The organism is Microbulbifer sp. S227A (assembly GCF_049800935.1).
The window spans coordinates 48,808-70,195 of record NZ_JBNAFZ010000005.1 but is presented as its reverse complement, the minus strand read 5'-3'; the positions used below and the strand labels follow the sequence as shown (position 1 = coordinate 70,195).

The 21,388-nt window shown below is 63.3% G+C and carries 24 protein-coding genes; 4 read left to right on the top strand and 20 right to left on the bottom strand.

From position 1 onward, the window contains the following. From ACP15R_RS13480 to ACP15R_RS13415, 14 genes are read right to left on the bottom strand one after another with little or no spacing between them, the layout of a single operon-like run. Nucleotides 1-1,167: a beta-ketoacyl-[acyl-carrier-protein] synthase family protein gene (locus tag ACP15R_RS13480; RefSeq protein WP_424986942.1), complete on the bottom strand. Its 1,167-nt coding sequence runs from the start codon at nt 1,165-1,167 to the stop codon at nt 1-3. A 13-nt stretch (nt 1,168-1,180) separates the two neighbouring features. Next, nucleotides 1,181-2,410, bottom strand: a complete 1,230-nt coding sequence (locus tag ACP15R_RS13475; protein WP_424986941.1) for an NAD(P)/FAD-dependent oxidoreductase — start codon at nt 2,408-2,410, stop codon at nt 1,181-1,183. Then, complete coding sequence (locus ACP15R_RS13470) at nt 2,385-4,700, bottom strand: MMPL family transporter (protein ID WP_424986940.1); 2,316 nt, start codon at nt 4,698-4,700, stop codon at nt 2,385-2,387. Before ACP15R_RS13470 ends, ACP15R_RS13475 begins: the two co-directional genes overlap by 26 nt. Then, entirely contained in the window at nt 4,697-5,266 is a 570-nt protein-coding gene (locus ACP15R_RS13465) for an outer membrane lipoprotein carrier protein LolA (RefSeq protein WP_424986939.1), read from the bottom strand. Before ACP15R_RS13465 ends, ACP15R_RS13470 begins: the two co-directional genes overlap by 4 nt. Beyond that, nucleotides 5,263-5,670 carry an acyl-CoA thioesterase gene (locus ACP15R_RS13460; RefSeq protein ID WP_424986938.1) on the bottom strand — a complete coding sequence of 136 codons (408 nt, stop codon included), beginning with the start codon at nt 5,668-5,670 and terminating at the stop codon, nt 5,263-5,265. The genes ACP15R_RS13465 and ACP15R_RS13460 overlap by 4 nt, the downstream gene beginning before the upstream one ends. Next, nucleotides 5,667-7,304: a glycosyltransferase family 2 protein gene (locus tag ACP15R_RS13455; RefSeq protein WP_424986937.1), complete on the bottom strand. Its 1,638-nt coding sequence runs from the start codon at nt 7,302-7,304 to the stop codon at nt 5,667-5,669. The genes ACP15R_RS13460 and ACP15R_RS13455 overlap by 4 nt, the downstream gene beginning before the upstream one ends. Continuing rightward, nucleotides 7,301-7,660 carry a hypothetical protein gene (locus ACP15R_RS13450; RefSeq protein WP_424986936.1) on the bottom strand — a complete coding sequence of 120 codons (360 nt, stop codon included), beginning with the start codon at nt 7,658-7,660 and terminating at the stop codon, nt 7,301-7,303. The genes ACP15R_RS13455 and ACP15R_RS13450 overlap by 4 nt, the downstream gene beginning before the upstream one ends. Continuing rightward, nucleotides 7,653-8,975: an AMP-binding protein gene (locus ACP15R_RS13445; RefSeq protein ID WP_424986935.1), complete on the bottom strand. Its 1,323-nt coding sequence runs from the start codon at nt 8,973-8,975 to the stop codon at nt 7,653-7,655. The genes ACP15R_RS13450 and ACP15R_RS13445 overlap by 8 nt, the downstream gene beginning before the upstream one ends. Then, entirely contained in the window at nt 8,975-9,559 is a 585-nt protein-coding gene (locus ACP15R_RS13440; RefSeq protein ID WP_424986934.1) for a hypothetical protein, read from the bottom strand. Before ACP15R_RS13440 ends, ACP15R_RS13445 begins: the two co-directional genes overlap by 1 nt. Next, on the bottom strand, nt 9,534-9,800 hold the full coding sequence (locus ACP15R_RS13435) for an acyl carrier protein (RefSeq protein ID WP_424986933.1): 267 nt from the start codon (nt 9,798-9,800) through the stop codon (nt 9,534-9,536). Before ACP15R_RS13435 ends, ACP15R_RS13440 begins: the two co-directional genes overlap by 26 nt. Continuing rightward, on the bottom strand, nt 9,793-10,053 hold the full coding sequence (locus ACP15R_RS13430; RefSeq protein WP_424986932.1) for a phosphopantetheine-binding protein: 261 nt from the start codon (nt 10,051-10,053) through the stop codon (nt 9,793-9,795). The genes ACP15R_RS13435 and ACP15R_RS13430 overlap by 8 nt, the downstream gene beginning before the upstream one ends. A 5-nt stretch (nt 10,054-10,058) precedes the next feature. After that, nucleotides 10,059-10,820, bottom strand: coding sequence for a lysophospholipid acyltransferase family protein (locus ACP15R_RS13425; protein ID WP_424986931.1), 762 nt, complete (start codon nt 10,818-10,820; stop codon nt 10,059-10,061). Further along, nucleotides 10,810-11,520 (bottom strand): beta-ketoacyl synthase chain length factor, encoded by a 711-nt coding sequence (locus tag ACP15R_RS13420; RefSeq protein WP_424986930.1) that lies wholly within the window; start codon nt 11,518-11,520, stop codon nt 10,810-10,812. Before ACP15R_RS13420 ends, ACP15R_RS13425 begins: the two co-directional genes overlap by 11 nt. Before the next feature lie 4 nt (nt 11,521-11,524). Further along, entirely contained in the window at nt 11,525-11,926 is a 402-nt protein-coding gene (locus tag ACP15R_RS13415) for a hypothetical protein (protein ID WP_424986929.1), read from the bottom strand. Nucleotides 11,927-11,994: 68 nt separating this feature from the next. Here ACP15R_RS13415 and ACP15R_RS13410 point away from each other — a divergent pair, with 68 nt between their 5' ends. Beyond that, complete coding sequence (locus ACP15R_RS13410) at nt 11,995-12,609, top strand: 4'-phosphopantetheinyl transferase family protein (RefSeq protein WP_424986928.1); 615 nt, start codon at nt 11,995-11,997, stop codon at nt 12,607-12,609. 95 nt (nt 12,610-12,704) lie between these two features. Here ACP15R_RS13410 and ACP15R_RS13405 read toward each other — a convergent pair whose 3' ends face one another. The 3 genes from ACP15R_RS13405 to ACP15R_RS13395 all read right to left on the bottom strand — a co-directional run bounded on the left by ACP15R_RS13405 (nt 12,705) and on the right by ACP15R_RS13395 (nt 14,403). Next, nucleotides 12,705-13,139 carry a DUF6691 family protein gene (locus ACP15R_RS13405; protein ID WP_424986927.1) on the bottom strand — a complete coding sequence of 145 codons (435 nt, stop codon included), beginning with the start codon at nt 13,137-13,139 and terminating at the stop codon, nt 12,705-12,707. 3 nt (nt 13,140-13,142) lie between these two features. Next, complete coding sequence (locus ACP15R_RS13400) at nt 13,143-13,574, bottom strand: YeeE/YedE family protein (protein ID WP_424986926.1); 432 nt, start codon at nt 13,572-13,574, stop codon at nt 13,143-13,145. A 166-nt stretch (nt 13,575-13,740) separates the two neighbouring features. Beyond that, entirely contained in the window at nt 13,741-14,403 is a 663-nt protein-coding gene (locus tag ACP15R_RS13395; protein ID WP_424986925.1) for a Crp/Fnr family transcriptional regulator, read from the bottom strand. 251 nt (nt 14,404-14,654) lie between these two features. Here ACP15R_RS13395 and ACP15R_RS13390 point away from each other — a divergent pair, with 251 nt between their 5' ends. Together ACP15R_RS13390 and ACP15R_RS13385 are read left to right on the top strand one after the other, a co-directional pair. Beyond that, nucleotides 14,655-15,713, top strand: coding sequence for an efflux RND transporter periplasmic adaptor subunit (locus ACP15R_RS13390; RefSeq protein ID WP_424986924.1), 1,059 nt, complete (start codon nt 14,655-14,657; stop codon nt 15,711-15,713). A gap of 7 nt (nt 15,714-15,720) precedes the next feature. Beyond that, nucleotides 15,721-18,777, top strand: a complete 3,057-nt coding sequence (locus tag ACP15R_RS13385) for an efflux RND transporter permease subunit (RefSeq protein ID WP_424986923.1) — start codon at nt 15,721-15,723, stop codon at nt 18,775-18,777. Here ACP15R_RS13385 and ACP15R_RS13380 read toward each other — a convergent pair. Both ACP15R_RS13380 and ACP15R_RS13375 read right to left on the bottom strand, forming a co-directional pair. Next, nucleotides 18,774-19,055 (bottom strand): DUF6522 family protein, encoded by a 282-nt coding sequence (locus ACP15R_RS13380; protein WP_424986922.1) that lies wholly within the window; start codon nt 19,053-19,055, stop codon nt 18,774-18,776. The genes ACP15R_RS13385 and ACP15R_RS13380 overlap by 4 nt on opposite strands. Before the next feature lie 68 nt (nt 19,056-19,123). Beyond that, entirely contained in the window at nt 19,124-19,873 is a 750-nt protein-coding gene (locus ACP15R_RS13375) for a 5-formyltetrahydrofolate cyclo-ligase (protein ID WP_424986921.1), read from the bottom strand. A gap of 105 nt (nt 19,874-19,978) precedes the next feature. Between ACP15R_RS13375 and ACP15R_RS13370 the strand changes: the two genes are divergently transcribed. Then, nucleotides 19,979-20,395: an RrF2 family transcriptional regulator gene (locus ACP15R_RS13370; protein WP_424986920.1), complete on the top strand. Its 417-nt coding sequence runs from the start codon at nt 19,979-19,981 to the stop codon at nt 20,393-20,395. 19 nt (nt 20,396-20,414) lie between these two features. On the opposite strand, the gene ACP15R_RS13365 is transcribed toward ACP15R_RS13370, so the two are convergent. Further along, nucleotides 20,415-21,320 (bottom strand): LysR family transcriptional regulator, encoded by a 906-nt coding sequence (locus ACP15R_RS13365; RefSeq protein ID WP_424986919.1) that lies wholly within the window; start codon nt 21,318-21,320, stop codon nt 20,415-20,417. Nucleotides 21,321-21,388: the final 68 nt, after the last annotated feature.

Sequence of the window (21,388 nt, the reverse complement as noted above, 5' to 3'; positions counted from 1 at the left end):
TCACGCCGCCTCTAACAGAACGCTGATATTGTTGCCGCCAAAGGCAAAGGAATTGCTCAGCATTGCCCGTGTCGCCGCGCGCTGTCCGTCAAAATTGAGCACCGGAATATCCCGGTCCAATTCGCCGTCCCACACATGCGGCGGCAATTTCCCATCCGCATGGAGCGCCAGCCAGAGAAAGGCGATTTCGTTTGCCCCCGCCGCTCCGAGCATGTGCCCGGTCATGGGTTTGGTGGAACTCACCGGCAGTTCTTGCCCGAAAACCCGCGAAACCGCGGCACTCTCTGCGGCGTCGTTCAGCCGGGTCGCGGTGCCATGCAGGTTGATATAGCCTAGGTCGGACGGGGCACGTCCGGCGTCTTTCAAGGCTGCGCGCATTGCGGCTTCCGCGCCAAGGCCCGCGGGTTGGGGTGCGCTCAGATGATAGGCATCCGAGGATTCTCCTACGCCTGCCAATCGTATGGCCGCTTCGTCGCGGGTTAGCACAAAGACCGATGCGCCTTCTCCTATGTTGATGCCGTCGCGGTTGGCGCTGAAGGGGTTGCAGATGCCGCCGCTCAGCGCTTCGAGCGCGTGAAACCCATTCAGCGTCAATTTGCACAACGTGTCGGCACCGCCGACAATGGCCGCGTCGCAAACGCCCGTCCGGATAAATCGCCGCGCCATGCCCAGTGTCTTGGCGCTCGATGTGCAGGCCGTGGAAATCGTCAGAGCCGGACCGGTCAGCCCGAAACGGGCCGCCACATACGCGGCCAGATCCGCCATGTCCTGCTGCGCAAATCGATAGCCGTCGGGAAATGCCCCGGTCGCCATCTTGTGGGCAATTGCCGGTTCCGCATCGCCGACCCCCGAGGTGCTGGTGCCCATCACCACCGCCACCCGGCTTGCACCATAGCGGTCGATCGCCGCGCGAATGTCGTGATCGATCTCGTCAAGAGCCAATGACATCAACCGGTTGTTGCGGCTGGCATGCTGAATCAGGATGTCCGGGATTTCGGGCAGATTGCGGCTGACGGCGCCGACGGTGATCTCGGTTTCCGGTATCAGATCGCGTCGCCGTTCCATGCCTGCCTGCGAGCCGGTCAGCAAAGCCTGTGTCACCTGCGCCTTGCCGACACCCAGCGGATTCGCAATGCCAAGCGCGTTCAAAAACACCATCGCGGTCATGTGGCCTCCCGTATCACGCACATTGGTCGGCAACAATGGCAAGGTAGTGACGCGGCCGTGTGACAAACGGGTTCTTCTCGTCCCAGGCATAGCCGGCCAGGACCGATGCGATCATCCGCTTCACCGGATTGTCCCCCGGCGGCGGGTTCCTGATGATCTGTTGAAGCGACCCGTCATACCAGGTTTCGACAAAAGCGCGGAAACAATCGACACCCAGTTTCAGCGGTCGCTCGAAATCCGTTTTCCAATCCACCGTTTCACCATTCAACTGGCGCATCAACGGATCAATCAGCAGGTCGGCGGACTTCATCGCCACCGTCACCCCGGAGGAAAACACCGGATCAAGAAATTCGCCGGCATTTCCCAGTAACGCAAAATTCTGACCGCAAAGGGTCGAAACATTCGACGAATACCCCTTCAGCCCCGACACCTGCCGCGTTTGGGTCGCATCCTGCAACAGCGCGGACAGATTGGGGGCCTGCCCGATCAGGTTCCACAGCTGTTCAGAGGGCGTGCCGCCGGGCAGTCGCTCGGGCGGCGCGACAACGCCAACCGACGCGGTGCCGTCGCTGAAGGGAATGAGCCAGTACCAGATCGCGGCCTGTTCGGGATGGACGGTGATAAGGATCTTGTCACGATCAAAAGGCTTGCCCTTCAACCGGTCAGCCACATGGGTGAACAAGGCCTGGCGCATGGGAAAATCCGATGGCCTGTCCAAGCCCAGAAGCCGGGGCAGCACCCGGCCATAGCCAGAGGCATCAACGACAAAGCGGGTGCGAATGTCCAATCGCTGTCCCGCGTCGTCGGTGACAACCAAATGCGCGCCGGACTCGTCCAGCGCAATTGCCTCCACGCCGTGCCCATAGCGAATGTCGACGCCATTGCCGGCGGCCGCATCCGCCAAGCATTTGTCGAACTCGGCCCGCTGGACCTGAAACGTCGTGTCCCAGCCCGCGGCGGTCTTGCTGGCAAAGGATATGTGGTTTCTGATGTCTCCAAAGTCGAAGGCCGCGCCATCCTTGAATTGAAACCCCCGCGCCTTGACCGCGTCCAGCAGCCCGGCGCGTTCGATGAATTCCATGCTTTGCGGCAACAGGCTCTCGCCGATGGAAAAGCGCGGGAAATGTGCCTTTTCCAGCACCAGAACATCAACGCCCCGCCGCGCCAGAAGGCTCGCGGCCACCGTGCCCGATGGCCCGGCTCCGATGACAACGACGCTAGGGCTTGGCGGGGGTTGCGTCATGGCTCAGTCTCCTGATGGAATGCCTGCTGATCGGAGCCAGTCCAAAGGCCACCAGGACACCGACCAGGATGGTCTGTCCAAAGGCGTGGACCGCGTATTGCTGGCTCAGGGCAAGCAATCCAAAGGCAAGAATTGTGGACAATGCCGACAGACAGTTTGCCAGCAGGCTGATCGGAACATGTTCGGTGTCGCCTTGGGCGCAGAACAGGGCGTAGTCCAGCCCCAGGGCAAACACCAGCAACAGCCCCATGGCATTGAAAAAGGTGAATGGTTCACCCAGAAACGCCAATACGGCCGGTGTCGCCAGAACAGCGATGGCCGGTACCGCAACCAGCAAAAAACTGCGGCGCGGCCCGTATCGCAGGCCCAGGATCACCCAGACCAGCCCAAAGGCAACCGCCAGCAAGAGCAGCGTGCGCACCCGGTAGGTCGACAACACCGTGCTGATTTCGGCCGCCGGGTCTATGAAATGCACCGCCCCCTTGGCCAGCGCCGCCAATGCCGCCGGATCGCGCACCGACCGAAGCGCGATCACATGCACGGTTTTGCCGTCCGCAGTTCGTTGGCTCAGCTCGGTCACGGCCTGGCGCAGCCCCTGCGGAAGCCGGTCCGGTGTCAGAAACCCGGCGGAACGGGTATCCTCGCCGGCTGCCCCGATCCCCAACCCGTCGCGATAGGCAAGCAGCCGATCACCCGACAGATGTTTAGCAACCAACGCGCGGTTTTCGATCTGCCGTGCAGTGGATGGTACAAGCCGGGACAGGGCGGTATAGCCCGCAAGAACGTCCTGCCCGACCAGCCGGTCAAGCGCGTCGCGCAGCTCTTCTTCGGCAATCAATGCGCGTTCTGTACTGTCCTGCGCGATCAGGAAAAACTGTGCCGATCGGTCGACGCCGGTCAATTGTGCGATGTCTCTCTCCTGCGCGCGCAGATCCGCGGGCAGGTTCTGCAATTGCCGGACGTCGTCACTGACCCTCAGCGACCCCAGCCCCCCGGCCAGCAGCACAAGCAGCACCACGGGCAGGCCCCAGATCACGCGCGGCGCTTGCCAGAACCGCGTCAAGCGGTGCGCCAGCAATTCAACGGCCCGGGGCAGCGGCCGTTGGCGCGACCGATCCAGCCGCGGCAATACAACCATGACGGTCAGAAACGACATGCCCAGCCCAACGCTGGAAAACACCGCGATCTGCCGAAGCCCATCAAACGGCGCAATGGTCATCGTCAGGAACCCGATGACCGAACTGGCAACCCCAAGGCTCAGCGCGGGGGCAATCGCCCGGGCACGCGCGCGCGGGGCGCCGGGGGCAAAGCGCTGGCAACAATAATGGAAGGCATAATCCACCGAAACCCCAACCAGCGCGGCCCCGAAGACAAGTGCCATCAGGTGCAGCCCGTCGAACAGCAACAGCACCGCCGCCATGCCCGCAACCAGGCCCGCACCGATAGCAAGCAGCGCCAGACCTATCGGCTGTACCCCGCGAAACACCGCGAATGTCACGGCGATGATTGCCAGGATGGACACGACGCCGATGGTCGATGCCTCGGAGCGGGCCTCCTGCATCGCGCGCGCCGCGTAGAATACCGCACCGGTCTGCTTGATGGACAACCCCGGATACTGCGCGACGAGCCTCTCGGAGAGTTGATCGAACCGGTGCAGGAACCGCGTTTGAAAGCGGGACGAAAAACTGTTTCCGGCCAGGGCCAGATCAACGATCACATTCACCTGTTCCGGTTGTGTCAGGACATTGAAGCCATCGATGCGGGCCATATCCCGCGACCCGTCAGACAGCCCGGCCACATAATCGGCGAACAGCAGATAGGGGTCGTCCCGCAATTGTGCGGCATCCGCCAGGCCAAACGGGGCATGGATCCGCGCAAGCGCCATCGCCTCGACCGACCGGGCATCGCCGGCGCGCAGCAAGGCCCGCGTTTGATCGGACAACAACCCGGATCGATAGGGATAATAGCTGGTGGCGAGATCGCTCCATTCCACCGCATCGCGCGGCCCTGACGTCACAAGCCCGGCCCCGGTCAAGGCCTGGGCGAGTTCCCTGGCGGCCTCTACCGCGATGTCGGGGCGGGCATGGGTCAGCACCACGACGATATGGCCGGTGGCGCGTTTCTGCATGGCCGCACGCGCCTCTTCCTGCCACGCCGCGCCGCTCTCGCCCTGTGGCAGCAGTGCCAGAATGTTGGTTTCGAGCCGCAATCCGGACACCAACCGGTGCGCCACCACGCTCAGCGCGATCAGCATCAACAGAACCCACAGAGCCAGCCCGATGCGCCTCAAAACAGACGCTCCAGTTCCGCCAGGTCACGGGCGGGCCTGATCGAGAAATCCGCGAATTCGATGACGTCATGCCCCCCGGTGTTGCGCCTGACATCGATGCGCTCGACAAATGTCGTGCCCGTCAATGTGATCCGGGCGGCCCGACGGCCGCCTTGCCCGGTGTCCAGCGTCATCTTCCAACGCGCGCCATCAAAGCGGGGCCGGGTGCCGAACCGATCTTCGATCTGCTGCCAGTCGCGCATCAGGACCGCCTTGAGCACGGTCTGCAATATCCGGGCTTCGGGCACGCGGCGCAGCGCGATCTTGCGGGTTTTCCGTCCGTCAACCGATTGCCACATCGCCTGATCGTCGATCACAAGGTAACTGGCGACCGGCTCGGACGTATGCCAGATCACCCCGCGTTCCGGAAACAGCAGGAACCGTCCACGCGAGTGCACCGGCCTCAAGGCCCCGCCCATCTGGCGCGTCTGCTGAAACGACGCCGTGAGCACGTCGCCCGCGGCGACAACCGGGTCCGCAGAGGCGGGACACGCCAGCAACACGAGGCAGAGCAACAGGCGGATCACAACAGCCGGGCCAGTTTTTCAGTCAGAACAGCGGGCGACACAAAGCACATTTCGCCGCTGTCCCGTGCAACCGCCACCTGGATCGTGGTGCCTGTCGTGGTCTTTGCCCCGGTTTGCACATCCCTGGCCAGGTAGTTGATCTTGAGACGGTGTTCGTATTCCACCAGCGTCGCGGTGACATCAATCTCTTGCTGAAACGCCACGGAACGCACGTATTTGAGCCGCGCATCGACAATCGGCCAATGATAGCCGGACGCGTGCATTTCGTCGTAATTATATCCGATCCGGTCAAGAAGAGCGCAACGGGCCTGCTCGAAGAACCGCAGGTAGTTGCCGTGCCAGACGATGTTCATCGGGTCCAGATCGTAAAACTGTGCCATGATGCGAACGGTTGCGGTTATCACGTTCCGGCCCTCCAGAAATCATAGAAGTTGAACCATTGATACGGGTACTTGCGGCAGATGAATTCGAGCCGCCCGGCGTAGCGCTCCAGATAGGCGCGCAGCGAGGCGTCCCGTGATTTTCGCGGCAGAAGGATGCGCTCGGAAAACAACCCGAACCACAACCGGTGATGGCGGTCTTCCTTCATGCAGAACATGGTGTAGACCGGCACCTTGAGGATCGATGCGAGAATCAGCCCCCCCTGGCTGAAGGGCGCGGGCTCGCCCAGAAAATCGATGTCGCTGACCCGTCGGGATGCCGTTACCGGCGTCCGGTCAAGCGCAATGACAACCCAATCGCCACGGTCCAGCCGCTCTTGCAGGTCCAGCGCCGTCGCCGGGCCGATCTCGCTGACCTGAAGAACGTCGACCGCCGAGCCGGGATTGAAGCGCGCCACCAGCTGGTTGAACCGGACCGCGTGTTTGTGATGTGCCAGCACGGTGATCCGGATGCCGCTGCGCTGGCGGGACAGGGCGCGGCACACCTCGACATTCCCGAGATGTGACACCAGCAGCAGGATGCCCTTGCCGCTCTTGACCACCCGGTTGAACTCGGCCTCGTTTTCAAACACCAGATCCGCAGGCGTCATGTCGCCGGTCCATGCCGCGAACTTGTCGAGTGTCATGCGGCCGAACGAACGGAAATGTGCATAGCTCTGCCACCACCCCGAGGGCAGTCCGACACGCCGCAGATAATCCCGGGACGCCCGCCGCTGTTCTGAACCCGTCAGAAAGAAATAGAGCAGCACGGGCTGCATCATCGCCAGGCAGAACCGTTTGCCCAGCAGCCGGTAGAGCAGGGCGAGAAAATTCAATCCCCACGCCGCGCCCCGTTCCCCCAGGCGTGACCAATGCGTCGCGCTGCGAGGGCGGTTGCGCAAAATCCCGCGCAGGTTGACAAGCATGGCCAGCACCAGCCGCACGTGCATTGTCGTGATCCGCCAATTGTCTGCGATCATGTCGAAATTCGACGTGTTATGGGGCGGATAGATCACCTTGACCGGCGTCATCACGACCGGCGTGCCGCTCCAGTACAGCCGCACCATGATCTCGGTATCGAAATCCATCCGTGTGCCGATAGGCTGCCGCGCGGCCAGATCGAGGCAGGGCCGCAGGGGGTAGACACGAAAACCGCACATGCTGTCGGAGATGCCAAGGGACAGGGTTTCGATCCAGACCCAGACATGGGTCAGCCAGCGCCCGATCCTGCGCGCGCGCGGGACGCTGTCATCATAGATCGGTTTGCCACTGACAAGAGATGTCGGGTTGTCCCGTGCGAGCCCTAGCAGCCGTGGAATGGCGGCCGCGTCATGCTGGCCATCCGCGTCAACCTGCACCGCGTGGCTGAACCCCATGTCATCCGCAATCCGCATACCGTGCAACACCGCCGCGCCCTTGCCCCGGTTCACCGGCAACCGCGCCACGTGGACGCCAGCAGCCGGATCATGCAAGCGGGTGATGGCGGTGCGGGCCGGTTCCGTGCTGCCGTCATCGACGATCACAACCGGCAGATCACAGTCACGCAACGCCGAAACCACACCCGCAATGTCGCGGTGATGATTATAGGTCGGGATGATCGCGCAGGCGGCAAAACTCATGCGTTGCCCAGCCTGACCTTGCCAGAGGAAAAGACCGTTTCGTCGTTCTGGTAGAGAAAAGAAATGCCGTCGCCGGTTCTGTGCAGGGTCAGTTGCATGACCGTTCCGGGCGGCACGAGCGACTTGAATTTCAGTTGCTGAACCTGCCGGACCGGCATGCCAAGGCCGAAACAACGCCGGGCGAACCCAACGGCCCAATCCAGCTGTGCCACGCCCGGCAAGACGGGGTGATCGGGGAAATGCCCCTGAAACTGCAAGAGGTCGGCGGGCACGCGCAACCGCAACACCGCGGTCTGTGCGCTGATTTCTTCCTCGAGTATCTCCGGTTCGGTGCGCCCGTCGCCCCAGTCAGACATCTGCCGCCTCATGCGCAAACAGCGCCGTCAGGTCCGCCAATATACGCTTTCCCTGCGCGGTCTGCGGCATCCGTTGGACGACCCTCCATTGGCGCGGCAGGGCCGCGGATTCAAAGCGCTGTCCCAGATCACGGCGCAACCGTTGTCCAAAGCGAAAATCGCCCAGCAGCTGCCGGTGCCGTTGCCCCGCATCGTTCAGAACCAGCACGCCGCCCAACGCCCTGCGGCGCCCGTCCAGCACCAGGACCGCGGCATCGTCGATCCATTCATGCGCGGTCAAACAGGTTTCCACCTCGGGCAGCGACACCCGCTTGCCCTCGATCTTGGCCACCCGGTCGTTGCGCCCACGCAGCAGAAACCGGCCATCCGGTTGAAATTGCACCATGTCATTCATCGGATACCAGCCATCCCCGGTCAAATAGGGCGAGCGCACATGCAGAATGTCATCCACGGCCGCAACCTCGACCGGATCGAACCGCGTCCACGGCTGATCTTCGGTGGCCTGGCTGCGATGGGCGATGCCGCCGGTTTCGGTGCTTCCGAACACTTCCACGGGGAGCGTGCCCAGCCGGTGAAGACAGTCTTGCGCCGCGCCAAACGGCAGCGGCCCCCCCGAGGAAAACACCATCGCGGGCGGGCAGGGGGCCTTGAATGTATCGGGATAGCGCGTCAGGTGCGCCGGGCTCGACAGGACACAGGTTTTGCCGTCAAGCCAGGGAAGCAGCTGTTCCCAGTATTCAAAGGAATCCACGACAAAAGGCCGACCCGCGCCCAAGGGCCACAAAATCTTGAACAGCATGCCGTAGATATGCTGATGGGTCACGGTGGCAAGCACCGTCGCCCCGCTCAGCGCCGCCCCCCACACCGCGTCCAGCGCCGCAACCTCGGTCTGTAATTGCGCCAGAGTCTTGCGGATTTCCTTTGGCTCGCCGGTTGAGCCAGAGGTGAACATGACGATGTCACATGCGCCGGGATCAAGCCGGGTGAACGGCTCGGGATGGCATTGCGGCGCTTGCCCCACGCCATCGATAAGCATGCCATAGCCTTGGCGGCGCAGTGGCTCCAATGTCTTGGGGCGCTGGTTCTGGGGCAGGCAGATGGTTTTTCCCGCGTGCAGCAGGGCGAGCAACCCGACGGCAAACACATAGCTGTCCTGCGCCGCCAGAACGACCCTGGGTTCAGGTGGCAGCCTGCGCATGGCTTCGCGCACATCGGCCCGCAGCTCGGCAAATGTAATGTCACGCCCCGCGCGCAGGGCAACGGTATGCGCCTTGTCGCGCCCCTGGGCGAGCAGGCTTGAAAGCGGCAGAAACATCACCGCGCCGTCCCGTGGCTCTGCTTGACGAACTGGCGGACCACGAATTCGCCCGCCAGCAACGCGCCAACAAGCAGATAGGAAATGAAACCGTTATACAGCACCCAGATTTCCATATCCCCCCATAGCGCCGTTGCCGCCGACACCAACCCGTTGGCCACAAGGAACACGACCCAGACCAGCGTCACTTTTCGCGTATAGGCAATCGCGGCGGCGCTCAGGTCGGGCGTCATCAGCCGGGCGAATGTCTCGATGACGTTCGGGGGCCGCAACAACGAAATGGCAAAGGCGGCCGCCAGCCCAAAGCTGATTGTCAGCGGATAGATCATCAGGGCCAGGGTGCCGTCGACCGGCAATATCGCGGCCACAAGCACGAGGCTGGCCAGCAGAATGACATATTCATGCCGTGGCTTGCCCGCCGCCCGGACCAGAAACAGCCGCGCGATCAGCAACCCGATCAGCAACGCCCCGACGACGATGCTGCCGAATTGTCGCAGCCCGAAATACACCAGGAACGGGTAGGCCACGCCAATCGCGACCATGACAAGGTGCAGGCCTTTATGCGGATTTTGAAACGAGGTCATGCAACCTGTCTACGACATCGCTGACCGTCTGCACGGTCTTGAAGTCTTCCGGTGCGATCTTTTCCACCGTCAATTCCTGCAATTTGATCATCAGGTCAACGGCATCGATACTGTCGAGATCCAGGTCTTCGTACAGATTTGCATCGGGACGGATATCTTCGGCCGGAACCTCGAAATAGGTTTCCAGATATTCGGACAACCTGGCCCTCAATTCATCGCGGCTGGGAACGGGATCAGCCATTGGAATGCGATCCGACAAACCGCGCCAGATTGGCGACCGAGGAGAAATGCGTTTTGATATCCTTGTCTTGCGCATCGATCTTGACGCCGAATTTGCGTTGAATTGCGACACCCAATTCAAGCGCGTCAATACTGTCCAATCCAAGGCCATCGCCAAAAATCGGTTCATCGGTTGCAATCTCGGTCGGGGAAATATCCTCAAGATCGAGCGCCGTGATGATCAATTGTTTAATTTCGAGTTCAAGGCTGTCCATACTCATTACTTTCCGGTGAAATACCGCTCCATCGTCCGGGTCAGTTCTCGGGCTACAATGCTACGGGGCTTTTGCAGCAGGTCCGCAGTTATGTCCAGACTCGACCCCACGGTAATTCCGAACTGCGGCTGAACCGCAGGGATGTTATGCCAAGGCTCGCCCTTGGTCAGGGTCGGCGGCGTCACCGTCAGCATGACCATCTGGATGTCGGCCTGCGCCAGCAGCGAGATATTGGCCGCCCCCCGGCGAAAGCGGATCGGTTGCCCGGGCACCGTGCGCGTGCCCTCCGGGAACAGCACGATATTGCTCCCGGCCTCCAGTCGATCGCGACAGGCGGCGACGATCTCGTCCGGCTCGGCATCATTGCGGATATAGCCGGCGCTGCGCACCACGCCGCCAAGAAAGAAGTTCTGCCAGAGCGCGGCCTTGACGAGACATTTAGCACGCGGCACCACCGACAGGATCAGCACGACATCAAGAAGCGAGGGATGATTGGCAACAATGAGCTTGCCCCGGCAAGAGGCCAACCGTTCGCCATCCGTGATCGTGACGCCGATGACCCCGATGGCACGCAGCATCCCGATGTAATGCCTGAAGAGCAAGTGAATCACCTTGTCCACTGCCGCCTCGCGCCGCGCCGCGTCCCTCAGCGTCAGCATGATCAGCGGGAACACGATCAGGGTCAGCGCCAAGCCTCCCACACCGAACACCAGGAACGCAAAGCCGGTCCCGAGCAATCGCCAGAGATAAAACAACCTAGCCGGCATCGGACTCGCATTTCCAGCCTTGTTGCCCGATCATGCCCGACCAGCGTGTTTGCGCACCGGTCAGAAAGCGCACAAAGGCCAGCGCACTGTCGCCCTGCGCGGGCGCGTCCGGCCCGTGGCCAAGCACCATGGGGTCGCCCGCTTGCGACCCGATCAGCAACGCCAGCGCCATGGCCGGCTGGCCGGGGTCCGGCATTTCGTAGAACTCCGGGATCGGTTCGTCGTAGTGAACCAGCAAAACCTGCCGCGCCGCGTCCTCGGCAACCAACAGAACCGACTCGAGCAAACCGTGCTCGAAACTCTGCGCCCCGGCGGCAATGGCCGTATGCGGGGCGGTGTTCCCGGTAAGCATCGAAAACATGCCGGCCAGCGCGTTATGCACCGACATGCCGAACCGCGCCGGCGAAAGCGGTGTCGCCTCGGCCAGGCGTTGCAGCTGGATCAACGTCTGGCCACATTCGCCATGGCGCGAAGTGAACACCAGATGCGGCATCCCGTCACCATTGGCATCAATCGCACTGCGCAACGCCATTCGCCCCAGCCGGCTCAGCCGGCGACGCATCAGCATCGGAATATCGGCAACCGGCGGTGTACCCTCGGCTGACATGTCACGCGCGGCCCTGGCCCAGGCATGCCAGTCCTGCCGGGTTGTCAGCCCCGGAGACCAAGCCGACCATGCCTGAAGGGCAAACCTAGGCACGGTGCTATTGCGACGCCTTGTTCAATCCGAGCGCAATGTCATTTTCGAGATTGGTAATCCAGCTGTTATAGTTTCGGTGAATATTGCCGTTCGAATACAACAGATTGGAACTGTTCACATATTCGATGCTGAAGGCGGTCGAGGTATAGACGATCCGGGCAACCGCCACATGATCGCGCAACCGCAAGGTGGCCCGGATGGTGTTGGGCCCGGCCTGCTCCATGACCCAGCCACGCTGGGCACCGGCATTCAGGATCACGCGGCGCACCTGGGCGGTCGACAATTGGTGTGAAACCGAAGTGACCGGGTGTTCGGACACATTGTAAACCGGCTGAACCCGCATTTCGCAGGCGGCCAGAAATATGGCCGCGCCCGACAATGCAACGAATTGGACAAATTTATTCATCTGCTGATCTCTTGATGTATTCTTCTTGCCGGGGTTTATGCCCGCAGGGAACCGGAGACGCAATTGCAGTGGCTGCCATTTTAATCGGAGATTTGAATTCCCCGGATGCATCGCGCCGCATCGCTGATCTTTCGACACCGGCGGACCATGCCTATGCGGCGTCATTTGGCCGGGCGCAGCGGCGCAAGCAAAGCCTGTTGGCACGGGCGCTGCTGCGGCAGTTGCTGCACAAGCAAACCGGCCTGGCCGGGCGCGCATGGTCGATCTCGCGTGATCGTGGCCTGAGCGCGTATCACCCGGATTGCCATTTCCCGCTCTTCGTCAGCATCAGCCACAGCGGCCCCGCGGTGGCGGCCGCACTCTCGGTCGACGGCCGTGTCGGCATAGATATCGAGCGACGCCACCCCAAGCGGGACATGGCAAATATCCTGCGGCAACTTACATCCCGGACCGCACCGATACCCGGGGATCGCGACACGAGCTTTGCCGCCTGGGCGATGTATGAGGCCTGGCTGAAGGCGCGCGCCGCTCCGGTGTCCCATCACATCCCGAGCGAGATCCTCGGCGCGCTAGACCAGGCCGGGCAAAAATGCCGGTACCTCGTGTCGATTGAAGGAGTGACCTATAGGTTCGATGTCGCGCAATTGCCCGGTTACGTGCTGAGCCTGTGCGAACAATCCTGATCAGGGCATTGGCGCATATTCAACATAATTCGGATTACGGGAACGACTAATGGCCGCGCGCCATCGACGATTTATCGCGAGCTCAAGCGGAATGCCTATCCCGAGGCGGTGCTGGCGCGATCAGGTCGGGTCAGGATGCGGCGCAGTCCAAAGCCGCCGATCACCGCCAGCACAAACAGCGCCACCTCCCAGCGGCCCGTGCCCAAGGCCGGCAGCGCCGCGCCCGGACAAAACCCCGCGATGCCCCAGCCGATGCCAAAGATCGCCGAACCGCCGATCAGCCGGGCGTCGATCGCTCGGTTGCCGGGCATCAGGAACCGGGCTGTCAAGAGCGGCGTCGCCCGCCGCCAGACCAAACGATAGCCAACAAGGGTGACAAGCAGCGCGCCCGCCATCACCAGGGCCAGGCTTGGGTCCCATTGCCCGGCGATATCAAAGAAATTCAGCACCTTGGCCGGGTTCATCATGCCGGAAACCGCGATGCCGACGCCAAAGACAAGACCGGTGAACATGGCATAGACAAGCGTCATCCGTCAACCTCCCATGACATGCCGCAGCAGGAAAACCGTGATCGCCGCCGTGGCCATGAAGGTCGGCACCGCCACCAGCGACCGGATCGACAGGCGCGCCAGGCCACAGACCCCGTGCCCCGACGTACAGCCCGACCCCAGGCTGGCCCCGAGCCCCACCAGCACCCCGCCAACCCCGATCATCACCGGGCTGACCGGCACCTCGATGGCGGGCATGTCGCCGGTCACCGCAAGGATCAGCACCGGTGCCAGCACCATGCCCAGGATCATCGCCCCGCGCCAGAGCGCCTCGTCGCGGCTCTCGGCAAAGACCAGCCCCGACAGGATGCCGGTTGCCCCGAGAACCCGGCCCAGCCCCAGCATCAGCAGCACCGCGCCCAGCCCGATCGCCAGCCCGCCGCCAAGGGATGCCACCGGTGTGAATGTCGTTTCCATCGCCCAACCTCCGCAGTGTTTCAGACCGGGGCATGGGCCGACCGGTCCGGCCCCGCGCGGTGCCGTGTCGATCAACCCGTGGCCTCCGGTGCCCGTGTCATGATCGTCACTCTAGCCGCATCGCCCGGCGGTTTCAGTGACATTGTCACCCAACCCGGCCTTGCGCTCAGCCGCTGTGGGCGATGGCGCTCAGGGCGGCACGGTCCAGCACGACGATGCGCCCGCGTGACCGGGCAATCAATTCGCGTTTCTGAAAGTCCTGGAGCAGCCGCGACACGACTTCTCGCGCGGTGCCCAGCTCGTCCGCCAGTTGCTGGTGAGTCGTGGATATTTCGCGCTCATCTCCCGCCAGTTCCAGCACCCGCTGCGCCAGCCGCACATCCATCCGGCCAAAAGCCACGTCATCGACGACGCGCAGCAGATCGATCAGCCGGCGCGAATAGGCCGCAAAGACAAAATTGCGAAACGCGTCTTCCTCGGCGGCAAGCCGGTCAAAGGCTGGCCTGGGCAGCACCACGGCGGTGACATCGGTTTCCGCGTGACCATTGGCATTATAGGCCTCTTCGGCCAACATACAGGCGGTGGTCAGCACACAGCTTTCGCCCGCTTCGACACGGTAAAGGACAATCTCGCGACCGCTTTCGGACGATTGCGACACCCGGATGCGACCCTCCTGCAAGAACAGCAGGCTATCGGGAACGTTGTCCGGCCCAAAGACCTGCCGCCCCTTGTCATACCGCAGCACGCGCGCGGCCCCCAGCAGCCGGTCGCGCACGCCGCGCGGCAGGGCACGGGTGCCGGCAAAGCGGTCAGTCCAGTCTGCGGTCATGTCCCCACCTCGCGGTCTGATCTGGATGCATGTTAATTGTCATATACTTGCACCACATTTCTGATGTTTCATATCATCGCGGACCTGTGCAGCAATACACACCCCCTGTGCGCGACGAAACCATGTGACGTACGGTCGCTTTGTGAACTTTCGCTGGACATTCCTGTTCCGGCGTTGGATTCACCCCACCTGCATGTTGGCGGTAACGCCGGCCGTGCCATCTGTCGAAACAGGAAGCGGAGTCTTTGACGATGACCGATATTCTCCGGGGGCTGATCGTGGGCGTGGCGATCCTGACGGCTCCTGTCGCGGGCTCGGCGCAAACCCCCAACCCGACACCGGCCCCCATCGTGAAACTGGCCACGGTTCCGACCGGCGACACAGGAACAAGACGGGTGTTCTTTGGCCGTGTCGTCGCCCGCGAGACGGTGGACCTTGCCTTTCAGGTCGGCGGACAAATCCTTGAATTCCCGGTCGAAGAGGGTGCCGCGATCACCGCCGGGTCGGTGGTGGCCAAGCTTGACCAGGTGCCCTTCACCCTCGCCCGCGACGAGGCCGAAGCGCGCAGCGTCCAGGCGCACCGCACCCTTGAACGATATCAGAAACTGCTGGGCAGCGCGGTCACCGAAACCGCCGTGCAGGACGAGGAAACCGCTGTCGAGCTCGCCGATCTGGCGTTGCGCAATGCCGAACGCGCCCTGTCTCAGGCGACGCTGCACGCGCCCTTTGATTCGGTTGTCGCCACGCGGCTGGTGCCGAATTTCTCGACCATCTCGGCCGGGACACCGGTGGTGCGGCTGCATGACATGTCCGACCTGCGCATCGAAATCGACGTGCCCGAAACCCTGTTCCAGCGCGCCGGCAAGGCGGAGAAGGTCGATATCCACGCGGAATTCCCCGCGGTGCAGGGATCGTTCCCGTTGCAGGTGCGCGAGTTCAACGCCGAAACCGAACAGATCGGCCAGACCTACAAGATCACCCTGGGCATGGCCCCGCCCGATGATGTGCCGATCCTGCCGGGGTCGTCGGCCAAGGTCACGGCGGTTCTTCACCTTGGCGAGCCGCGGATCGAGATACCGATGTCGGCGGTTGTCATCGGCAATGATTCAACCACCAGCGTCATGGTGTTCACCCCCACCGGCGCGGACCAAGGCACCGTGACCCGCACGCCCGTTGAAATCGCCGCCACCGATAGCGGCACGGTCGCGCTGTTGTCCGGTGTGGAACCGGGCCAGGAGATCGTCGCCATCGGCGCGGGCAGCCTGCAAGACGGCGCGACCGTGCGCCGGTTCGCCGGCTTTGGGAACTGATCGCGTCATGGATATCGCCCGTTCGTCGATCGACCGCCCGATCTATACCTGGATCATCATCCTGGTCTGTCTGCTGGGCGGCATTTGGGGGTTCCTGTCGCTGGGGCGGCTCGAAGACCCGGCCTTTACCATCAAGACCGCCGTGGTGGTGACGCAATATCCCGGCGCCTCGGCGCATGAGGTGGCGCGCGAAGTCTCGGAACCCATCGAATCCGAGATTCAGAAAATGGGCGAGGTCGACGATATCCAGACGATGAACCAGCCCGGCCTGTCCTGGATCACCGTCAACATGCAGAACCAGTATGACGGCTCGGAACTGCCCGAGATCTGGACCAAGCTGCGCAACCGGGTGAGCGAGGCGCAGCTGCCCAGCGGAACATCGGTGCCCTTTGTCAATGACAGCTTTGGCGACGTCTTCGGCATGTATTTCGCGGTCACCGCGCCGGGGTATAGCGATGCCGAGATCAACGAACTGGCCGAGTTCCTGCGGCTGCAATTGCTGGCGGTGGACGGGGTGTCGGACGTGGCGGTTTCGGGGCTGCCCAACGAGGTGATCTATGTCGAACCCGATTTCGCCCTGGCCGCCACGCTCGGCATTCCGCCCACCGCCATCGAGGGCGCGATTGCCAGCGCCGACGAGATCGTCGATGGCGGGGTCATCCAGTCGCAAGAGGGCCGCACCCTGATCCAGCGGCCCAAAGGCTCGGACAGCGTGTCGGAAATTGCCGCCCTGTCGATTGGCGTGGGCGGCCAGATCGTCAACCTGACCGACTTCACCCATGTCTATCGCGGCCGGGAATCCTCGCCGAACCTGATCGTGCGCCACAATGGCAACGAAGCGTTTACCCTGGGTGTTGCCGGGGTCGCCTCCGAGAACATCGTCGAGGTGGGCAAACGCGTCGACCGCAAGCTCGGGGAATTGCGCGACCTGATCCCGGTCGGGGTTTCGGTACAACCGATCTATCAACAGCACCAGGTGGTTGAACAGGCCTCCAACGACTTTCTGGTCAACCTGGCCATGTCGGTGGCCATCGTGGTGGTGGTGCTGGCGATTTTCATGGGCTGGCGCGCGGCCATCGTGGTGGGGGCCACCCTGTTGCTGACGGTTGTGGGCACGCTGTTTTTCATGGCGCTGGCATCCATCGAAATGGAGCGTATCTCGCTCGGGGCGCTGATCATCGCGATGGGGATGCTGGTCGATAACGCCATCGTGGTGGCCGAGGGGATGCAGTTTGCCATGCTGGGCGGCCAGTCGTCGCGCGATGCGTCATCCGAGGCGGCCCGCAAGACCCAGATTCCCCTGCTCGGGGCAACGGTGATCGGGATCATGGCCTTTGCGGGCATCGGTCTCAGCCCGGATGCCACCGGCGAATTCCTGTTCTCGCTGTTTGCGGTGATCGCGATCTCGCTGCTGCTGTCCTGGGTTCTGGCGATCACGGCAACGCCGCTCCTGGGACATTACTTTTTCAAACGGGGCGAGAACGGCGCGGCGATGGGCTATGACGGCGCGCTGTTCCGCAGCTATTCCGCCTTTCTGCGCGCCTGCCTGCGCCTGCGCTGGCTGGTGGTTGGCGCGCTCGTCGTGACCACGGTGCTGTGCTACGGCATGTTCGGGCAGATCCGGCAACAGTTCTTTCCCGACAGCAACACGCCGCTCTATTTTGTCCACTACAAGCTGCCCCAGGGGGCCGCGATCCAGCAGACCTCGGCCGATCTCGCCGTGCTGGAAGACTGGCTGGCCGGGCGCGACGAGGTTCGGAACGTCACCGCCTTTGCCGGCTCGGGCGCGTCGCGTTTCATGCTAACCTATGACAGCGAGGATCCGAACCCCAGCTATGGCCACCTGATCGTGCGGGTCAGCTCGCTCGATGTCATCGAGGACGAGATGAACGCGCTCGAAGCCTATGCGCAGACCGCGGTGCCGCAGGGCGAATTTCGGGTGCAACGCCTGGCCTTTGGCCCCGGCGGCGGCGCGCCGATCGAGGTGCGCTTCTCGGGCCCCGATCCCGAAGTTCTGCGCGACCTTGCGGACCAGGCGATCGCACGGCTCAGGTCGGCCTCTGACAACGTGGTGGCGCCGCGACAGGACTGGCGCGAAAAGGAACTCGTGCTGCGCCCGATCTATGCCGAGGACCGCGCCCAGGATGCGGGCATTTCCCGCTCGGACATCACCGAAACGCTGCAATTCGCGACCGAGGGGCTGACCGCCGGCACCTTCCGCGAGGCGGACCGCCAGATCCCGATTGTCATCCGCGCCCAGCAGGACGCCGATCTCGCCCTCACCGACCACCTGCTCTATTCCGAGAGCCGCAACGGCACCATCCCGATGCAGCAGGTCATCGACGGCCTGGTATTCGAACCCGAGGACACGCTGATCCTGCGCCGCGACCGCGCCGATGTGATCACCGTCGGGGCCGATATTCCGCGCGACATGACCGCGTCCGAGGTGCTGGCCGAGGTGCGCGACACCATCGAGTCCATGCCGATCCCCCAGGGCTACAAGATGGAATGGGGCGGGGAGCTCGAAAGCTCGACCGATGCGCAGCAATCACTGGGCAAGCAATTGCCGCTGAGCCTGATCATCATGGTGCTGATCTCGGTGCTGCTGTTCAATGCGCTGCGCCAGCCGCTGATCATCTGGCTGCTGGTGCCGATGGCGGTCAACGGGGTCAGCCTCGGACTGCTGGGCACCGGCCTGCCCTTTACCTTTACCGCCTTGCTGGGGCTGTTGTCGCTGTCGGGGATGCTGATCAAGAACGGCATCGTGCTGGTCGAAGAGATCGACCTGACCCGCGAAGCCCGGCCCGAGATGGCGCTGAGCGATGCGATTGTCGAAGCCTCGACCTCGCGTCTGCGCCCGGTCTTTCTGGCGGCCTCTACCACGATCCTGGGGATGTTGCCGCTGATTTCGGACGCGTTCTTTCAGTCGATGGCAATCACCATCATGGGCGGGCTGGCCTTCGCCTCGGTGCTGACGCTGATTGCCGCGCCGGTATTGTATTACCTGTTCTTCCGCCGCGAGGACGCGCGCCGGCGCGGCGCGGCGGAAACGGGCCCGGCCTAGGGTCTGCCGGCCTGGTGCCGGGGTCTGGCCGACACCGGAAAGCTGCTGCGTTTCAGGATGCTGCCCTTGTCGTCCACCACCAGCCGCAGCGCCCGCCCGGCGCGGTAAAAGGTCAGCCGCGAGGTTCCGGCATCCTCGTCGACCCCGGTTTCACAGCGGCTGGTGATGGTGCCATCGCGCATCTCCGCCCGGATAGTGTCCGGAGCGACGCCAAAGACCGAGCCCAGAAAGCCCGCATCAACCACGAAACCGTCGGCGGAAACGGAAATCTCGCTCATGGGTCTGCTCCGTTGGAACCGGGCGTCTGGCGCGGGATGCGCTGCGCCCCGGTGTTGTCGAATGTAACCTAGGGTGCGGGCGGTGGCGCGCAAGGGGTCACGCCAGCCTGTCGTGATCCCTTCCAATCCCCCTGCCCCGCCTGCACGCCGGCTTCGGTCAGGATCAGGTCCAGCGCGATGTCATGCGGTTGCGGATAGATCGTCGCCAGCCGCGCCGATTGCAACCCGACACCGATGGACCGGGGCCGCGGGTCGCTCGCGGCGAGGGTGCGGTCGAAATACCCGCCCCCATAGCCCAGCCGATACCCCCCGTCCGCCCAGCCGACCAGCGGCGCAAGCACCACGTCGGGCCGCAGCTCGGGCGCGTCAGGGGGCGGCACCGGGATGTTCCAATGCCCCCGCACCATGCGTGTCTGCGGGGTCCAGCGGCGAAACACCAACGGCGCGGCGCGGGTCTCGACCAGCGGCAGGGCAATGTCGTAACCGCGATCCCCAAGCGCGTGCATCAGCGGCCTGAGATCGGGCTCGTCCTTGATCGGCCAATAGAAGGACACACAGCGGGGATGGTCCCATTGCTCGAGCAGCGCGGCCAGCCCCGCCATCAGGGCGCGGGCGATTTCACCGCGTTGCCCGGCCGCGATCTGTTTGCGCATTTCACGCAGGCGGCGGCGTTCGGATTGCCGCCAGCGCGCCACATCCCGCGCCTGCGCCGGGTCCACCGCGAGCGGGTCGAAATAGTCCGGCGCGACCTGCGCCGCCATGCAGGGCGACGACGCATAGCCCCCCTGCCCGCGCGGATTGTCTGATGGCTTGCCCATAATCCCTCCGACCGACATTCCCGAGCCGCCCGACCCGATTGGCCTTTCCTTACGGGTTTACGCCTGTTAATCGGTACTGTAAATACCGATACAGGGTGGCATCACATGCGACTGACCTCGTTCACCGATTACGGCCTGCGCATGTTGATGCGTCTGGCGAGCGCGCCCGGACAGGTGTTTTCAACCTCGGACCTGGCCGCCGAATTCGGATTGTCCCGCCATCACCTGACCAAGATCATGCAGAAACTCGCCAGGGCCGGCATCGTCGAAACCCGGCGCGGCGGCGGGGGCGGCGCGGTGCTGGTGTGTGATCCCGCGGTGATCCGGCTGGGCGATATCGTGCGCCTGCTGGAGGACGGCAAGGCGCTGGTCGAGTGTTTCGAAACCGGTGGCCGGTGTACGATCGACGGGCATTGCGGGCTCAAAGGGCGGTTGCGCGTCGCCGAGCGCGCCTTTCTCGCCGCGCTCGATCAATCCACCCTTGCCGATGTCGCCCTGCCCCCCTTGCGCGGCGCGGCATAGCCGGTTGCACCAATCCGCGTCAGTCGATCCGGTGCCGGTCAACCAGGTGTTCAAAGGTTTCGACCAGCTGCATGCATTCACTGCTCAGCCGGGCGCCGACGGCCTTGATGACCGAATATTCAAACCGCTCACCCGACCGGAACGGGCGTGACACCCCGCCCATCCGCTCGTGGGTTTCGGCGGTAAAGGGATCGACCAGCGCCACGCCCAGGCCGCGCAGCACCATCACCGACACGATATGCGACAGGTAGCTGCGAAACCGCACCAGCGGCGGATTTCCCATGCCGGCAAACAGCCGGTCCTGGTTGCGCCCGGTCTGGGTTGAATCCTCGAACCCGACAAACTCCTGCCGGGCAAGATCGGCGAGGGTGATCTCGGGTTTTGCCGCCAGCGGGTGATCCGCCGGCGCGATGAACCGATAGGGCAAGGCCCCGGCACAGATCAGGTCGGTTTCGAACTTGTGATGGGTGCGCATGTTGAACCCGACCTGGCATTGCCCGAGCGCCACCTGCCGCACCACCGGCAGGGTGGTCATCGACAGGAAACTTGTCGTCACCCGCGGCTGGTCGCGATTGACCAGCGCCACCGCCTCGGGCAGCGCGGTCAGCGCAAAGACCGGGGCCGCCGCAACGGTGATGGTCGACCGCTGGCCGCGCTTGATCTGTTCGGCGGCGCGCTCGATCTGTTTCAACCCGACAAGGTTGCGCTCGACCTCCATCCAGAATTCATGCGCCTCGGGGGTTGCCGCGATCCGCCCGCCATGGCGCGTGAACAGGCTCAGCCCCAGACGATCCTCGAGTTCGCGGATCTGGCGGCTGATCGCGGGTTGCGAGACGCGCATTTCCTCGGCCGCGGCCGAGATCGTGCCACAGCGCATGACTTCCCTGAATGCTTCCAATGCGCGTTGGCTGAGCATGTTCCCCATGAGGTTTTGTTATAGCGATCAAACGAACAGCTATTTGACTTATAGGCCCATGGTTTCCTCAATGTAAA